The organism is Chryseobacterium sp. CBo1 (assembly GCF_001693475.1).
GTDB classification, from domain to species: domain Bacteria; phylum Bacteroidota; class Bacteroidia; order Flavobacteriales; family Weeksellaceae; genus Chryseobacterium; species Chryseobacterium formosense.
Window position 1 is genome coordinate 1 of the sequence record NZ_MAUH01000051.1, and the last position, 5,383, is coordinate 5,383.

At 47.4% G+C, this 5,383-nt stretch carries 3 tRNA genes and 3 rRNA genes; all 6 read right to left on the reverse strand.

The features are described from left to right. Positions 1 to 43: 43 nt before the first annotated feature. Positions 44 to 151 (reverse strand): 5S ribosomal RNA (rrf, locus tag BA768_RS17710). A gap of 195 nt (positions 152 to 346) precedes the next feature. Next, a 23S ribosomal RNA gene (locus tag BA768_RS17715) occupies positions 347 to 3,101 on the reverse strand. A 201-nt stretch (positions 3,102 to 3,302) separates the two neighbouring features. Beyond that, positions 3,303 to 3,378, reverse strand: a tRNA-OTHER gene (locus BA768_RS21355). Between the two features lie 44 nt (positions 3,379 to 3,422). Further along, positions 3,423 to 3,499: transfer RNA gene (locus BA768_RS17720), tRNA-Ala, on the reverse strand. Between the two features lie 90 nt (positions 3,500 to 3,589). Further along, positions 3,590 to 3,663: transfer RNA gene (locus BA768_RS17725), tRNA-Ile, on the reverse strand. Positions 3,664 to 3,858: 195 nt separating this feature from the next. Beyond that, a 16S ribosomal RNA gene (locus BA768_RS17730) occupies positions 3,859 to 5,375 on the reverse strand. The 16S, 23S and 5S rRNA genes sit together here with 3 tRNA genes alongside, the layout of an rRNA operon. Positions 5,376 to 5,383: the final 8 nt, after the last annotated feature.

Sequence of the window (5,383 nt, forward strand, 5' to 3'; positions counted from 1 at the left end):
AAAAAAGTCTCATACAAATACATGTATGAGACTTTTGTAAAAAAACTGGCGGCGACCTACTCTCCCGCTTTCGCAGTACCATCGGCGCTGGTGGGCTTAACTTCTGTGTTCGGAATGGGAACAGGTGAGCCCCACCGCTAAAACCACCCTAAAGGTTGTATATGATTCGGGATTCCTTATTCTTTATTCAAGATTTTGAATATTGAATTGTAAATTCGGAATATCGAATATTTTATCGGTAAATTTCATCACAAAGGCAAAACCAGTATTGCACTTATAAGGCTTGTTGTTGGCGTCTGGCTTTTAGCTAATAGCTATTGGCCAATTGCCATAAGCAACACTTATAGGCTATAAATCTACGGGTAATTAGTACTACTCGGCTATGCTGTTACCAACTTTACACCTGTAGCCTATCGACGTTGTCATCTCCAACGACCCTTAAAAGATGTCTCATCTTGAGGCGAGTTTCGCACTTATATGCTTTCAGTGCTTATCTCTTCCAAACGTAGCTACTCAGCGGTGCACCTGGCGGTACAACTGATACACCAGAGGTTTGTTCAATTCGGTCCTCTCGTACTAGAATCAAGCCCTCTCAAACATCTAACGCCCGCAATAGATAGAGACCGAACTGTCTCACGACGTTCTGAACCCAGCTCGCGTGCCACTTTAATGGGCGAACAGCCCAACCCTTGGGACCTTCTCCAGCCCCAGGATGTGACGAGCCGACATCGAGGTGCCGAACCTCCCCGTCGATGTGAGCTCTTGGGGGAGACTAGCCTGTTATCCCCGGAGTACCTTTTATCCTATGAGCGATGGCCCTTCCATACGGAACCACCGGATCACTATGTCCTGCTTTCGCACCTGATCGACTTGTAGGTCTCACAGTCAAGCACCCTTATGCCATTACACTCTACGCACGGTTACCAAGCGTGCTGAGGGTACCTTTGAAAGCCTCCGTTACTCTTTTGGAGGCGACCACCCCAGTCAAACTACCCACCACGCAATGTCCTTCTAAAAGAAGTTAGGCTCCAAGTAAGTAAAGGGTGGTATTTCAACGTTGACTCCACAAACACTAGCGTGCCTGCTTCAAAGTCTCCCACCTATCCTACACATTACTTACTCAAAGTCAATACGAAGTTATAGTAAAGGTTCACAGGGTCTTTTCGTCCCATTGCGGGTAATCGGCATCTTCACCGATACTACAATTTCACCGAGCTCGTGGCTGAGACAGTGCCCAGATCGTTACACCATTCGTGCAGGTCGGAACTTACCCGACAAGGAATTTCGCTACCTTAGGACCGTTATAGTTACGGCCGCCGTTTACTGGGGCTTCAGTCAAACGCTTCGCTTACGCTAACGCCCTTCCTTAACCTTCCAGCACCGGGCAGGTGTCAGACCCTATACAGCATCTTTCGATTTAGCAGAGTCCTGTGTTTTTGATAAACAGTCGCCTGGGCCTCTTCACTGCGGCCAACATTGCTGTTGGCGTCTCTTCTTCCGAAGTTACGAGACTATTTTGCCTAGTTCCTTAGCCACGACTCACTCGAGCACCTTAGGATTCTCTCCTCGACTACCTGTGTCGGTTTTGGTACGGGTTGCTTCACTTCGGCTTTTCTTGGAAGCGAGTTCACTACAGCAGCTTCGCCCGAAGGCTAGGCCTTGACTATTCCGTCAGTCTCCAGTAGCTACGTCACTCCGTCCCCTTTTTAGTGTGAGCAAGTATGGGAATATTAACCCATTGTCCATCCACTACCCCTTTCGGGTTCGCGTTAGGTCCCGACTAACCCTCAGCTGATTAGCATGGCTGAGGAAACCTTAGTCTTTCGGTGAGGGGGTTTCTCGCCCCCTTTATCGTTACTTATGCCTACATTTTCTTTTCTGTCCGCTCCACAATACCTCACGATACTGCTTCGGCGCAAACAGAATGCTCCCCTACCAGATATAATAAATTATAAATCCATAGCTTCGGTAATATGCTTATGCCCGATTATTATCCATGCCGAACCGCTCGACTAGTGAGCTGTTACGCACTCTTTAAATGAATGGCTGCTTCCAAGCCAACATCCTAGCTGTCAATGCAGTTCAACCGCGTTGCTTCAACTTAGCATATATTTGGGGACCTTAGCTGTTGGTCTGGGTTCTTTCCCTCTCGGACATGGACCTTAGCACCCATGCCCTCACTGCCGACCATCATTTATTAGCATTCGGAGTTTGTCAGGAATTGGTAGGATTTGACTCCCCCGCATCCAATCAGTCGCTCTACCTCTAATAAACTATATATCGACGCTGCACCTAAATGCATTTCGGGGAGTACGAGCTATCTCCCAGTTTGATTGGCCTTTCACCCCTACCCACAGGTCATCCGAAGACTTTTCAACGTCAACCGGTTCGGTCCTCCACTTTGTGTTACCAAAGCTTCAACCTGCCCATGGGTAGATCACAAGGTTTCGCGTCTAATCCTACTAACTATGCGCCCTATTCAGACTCGCTTTCGCTCCGGCTCCGGACCTGAAGTCCTTAACCTCGCTAGTAAAATTAACTCGTAGGCTCATTATGCAAAAGGCACGCCGTCACACCTTAATGGTGCTCCGACCGCTTGTAGGCGTACGGTTTCAGGTTCTATTTCACCCTTCTATTCGAAGTGCTTTTCACCTTTCCTTCACAGTACTTGTTCACTATCGGTCTTTCAGGAGTATTTAGCCTTGGAGGATGGTCCCCCCATATTCAGACAGGATTTCACGTGTCCCGCCCTACTCATTTATCATCTATGTATACCTTTCGAATACCGGGCTATCACCGTCTATGGCCGCACTTTCCAGTACGTTCTTCTAAATATATAAAGACTTTTGGGCTAATCCGCTTTCGCTCGCCACTACTTACGGAATCTCTTCGATTTCTTTTCCTCAGGGTACTTAGATGTTTCAGTTCTCCTGGTTTGCTCCTCTTACGAGGTGACATGTCTTCAACATGCCGGGTTGCCCCATTCGGACATCTCGGGATCAATTCGTGTGTGCCAATCCCCCGAGCTTTTCGCAGCTTACCACGTCCTTCTTCGCCTCTGAAAGCCTAGGCATCCGCCATACGCCCTTAACGATTTCTTTCCTATTTTTAGGTTACTCAAGCACTTATAAGTGCTCGGTTTTCTCTTTGTGATGTCTTTACCGTTAATGTCAATGATCTTTATGCTTGTACTTAAGTAAAATGTAAAATGTAGTAATGACGGCTCCGTCACTATGTAGTATACATTTCCTTATATTACCCTCGTACATTATACGCTGTACTTTCGTACATCATACAATATGTAGAGAATAAGGGAGTCGAACCCTTGACCTTCCCGATGAATCGGGATGATCTAGCCCCTATCGGCTATAATCCTTTGATCTTTTTTAAATATCTTCTGTTCTTGTTACATTTCTGTAACTTGGTGGAGAATAAGGGAGTCGAACCCTTGACCTCCTGCGTGCAAGGCAGGCGCTCTAGCCAGCTGAGCTAATTCCCCCTCTAGTTGAGTCTGCGAGTGAGTGAGTGGGAGGGTTTGAGTGTTAACTCATTCTCTCTAATACTCTCAAACTCCTGTACTCAAAATTAGTAGTCTCGGGCAGGCTCGAACTGCCGACCTCTACATTATCAGTGTAGCGCTCTAACCAGCTGAGCTACGAGACTCTTTGTGTTCCGAGTTTCGTGTTTTTGGTTACGTGTTCCGTATCCATCAACTCGTATCCCGTATCTCTGTCCCTGTTACTAATTTCTAGTGGGTTTTATTTTTATATATCAACCAAATAAAAAACTAAAGCTTCTCTTTAAGTAAGTACCTGTATCTTGCGATACTAATTTTGTTTAACGTCATAAGACGCTCTAAAATGAGATGTTCCAGCCGCACCTTCCGGTACGGCTACCTTGTTACGACTTAGCCCTAGTTACCTGTTTTACCCTAGGCAGCTCCTGTTACGGTCACCGACTTCAGGTACCCCAGACTTCCATGGCTTGACGGGCGGTGTGTACAAGGCCCGGGAACGTATTCACCGCGCCATGGCTGATGCGCGATTACTAGCGATTCCAGCTTCATAGAGTCGAGTTGCAGACTCCAATCCGAACTGAGACCGGCTTTCGAGATTTGCATCACATCGCTGTGTAGCTGCCCTCTGTACCGGCCATTGTATTACGTGTGTGGCCCAAGACGTAAGGGCCGTGATGATTTGACGTCATCCCCACCTTCCTCTCTACTTGCGTAGGCAGTCTCACTAGAGTCCCCAACTTAATGATGGCAACTAGTGACAGGGGTTGCGCTCGTTGCAGGACTTAACCTAACACCTCACGGCACGAGCTGACGACAACCATGCAGCACCTTGAAAAATGTCCGAAGAAGGATCTATTTCTAAATCTGTCATTTCCCATTTAAGTCTTGGTAAGGTTCCTCGCGTATCATCGAATTAAACCACATAATCCACCGCTTGTGCGGGCCCCCGTCAATTCCTTTGAGTTTCATTCTTGCGAACGTACTCCCCAGGTGGCTAACTTATCACTTTCGCTTAGTCTCTGAATCCGAAAACCCAAAAACGAGTTAGCATCGTTTACGGCGTGGACTACCAGGGTATCTAATCCTGTTCGCTCCCCACGCTTTCGTCCATCAGCGTCAGTTAAGACATAGTAACCTGCCTTCGCAATTGGTGTTCTAAGTAATATCTATGCATTTCACCGCTACACTACTTATTCCAGCTACTTCTACCTTACTCAAGACCTGCAGTATCAATGGCAGTTTCATAGTTAAGCTATGAGATTTCACCACTGACTTACAGATCCGCCTACGGACCCTTTAAACCCAATAAATCCGGATAACGCTTGCACCCTCCGTATTACCGCGGCTGCTGGCACGGAGTTAGCCGGTGCTTATTCGTATAGTACCTTCAGCTAGATACACGTATCTAGGTTTATCCCTATACAAAAGAAGTTTACAACCCATAGGGCCGTCGTCCTTCACGCGGGATGGCTGGATCAGGCTCTCACCCATTGTCCAATATTCCTCACTGCTGCCTCCCGTAGGAGTCTGGTCCGTGTCTCAGTACCAGTGTGGGGGATCACCCTCTCAGGCCCCCTAAAGATCACTGACTTGGTAGGCCGTTACCCTACCAACTATCTAATCTTGCGCGTGCCCATCTCTATCCACCGGAGTTTTCAATAATCAATGATGCCATCAATTATATTATGGGGTATTAATCTTCCTTTCGAAAGGCTATCCCCCTGATAAAGGCAGGTTGCACACGTGTTCCGCACCCGTACGCCGCTCTCTCTATTCCGAAGAATAAATACCGCTCGGCTTGCATGTGTTAGGCCTCCCGCTAGCGTTCATCCTGAGCCAGGATCAAACTCTCCATTGTATGTTTGT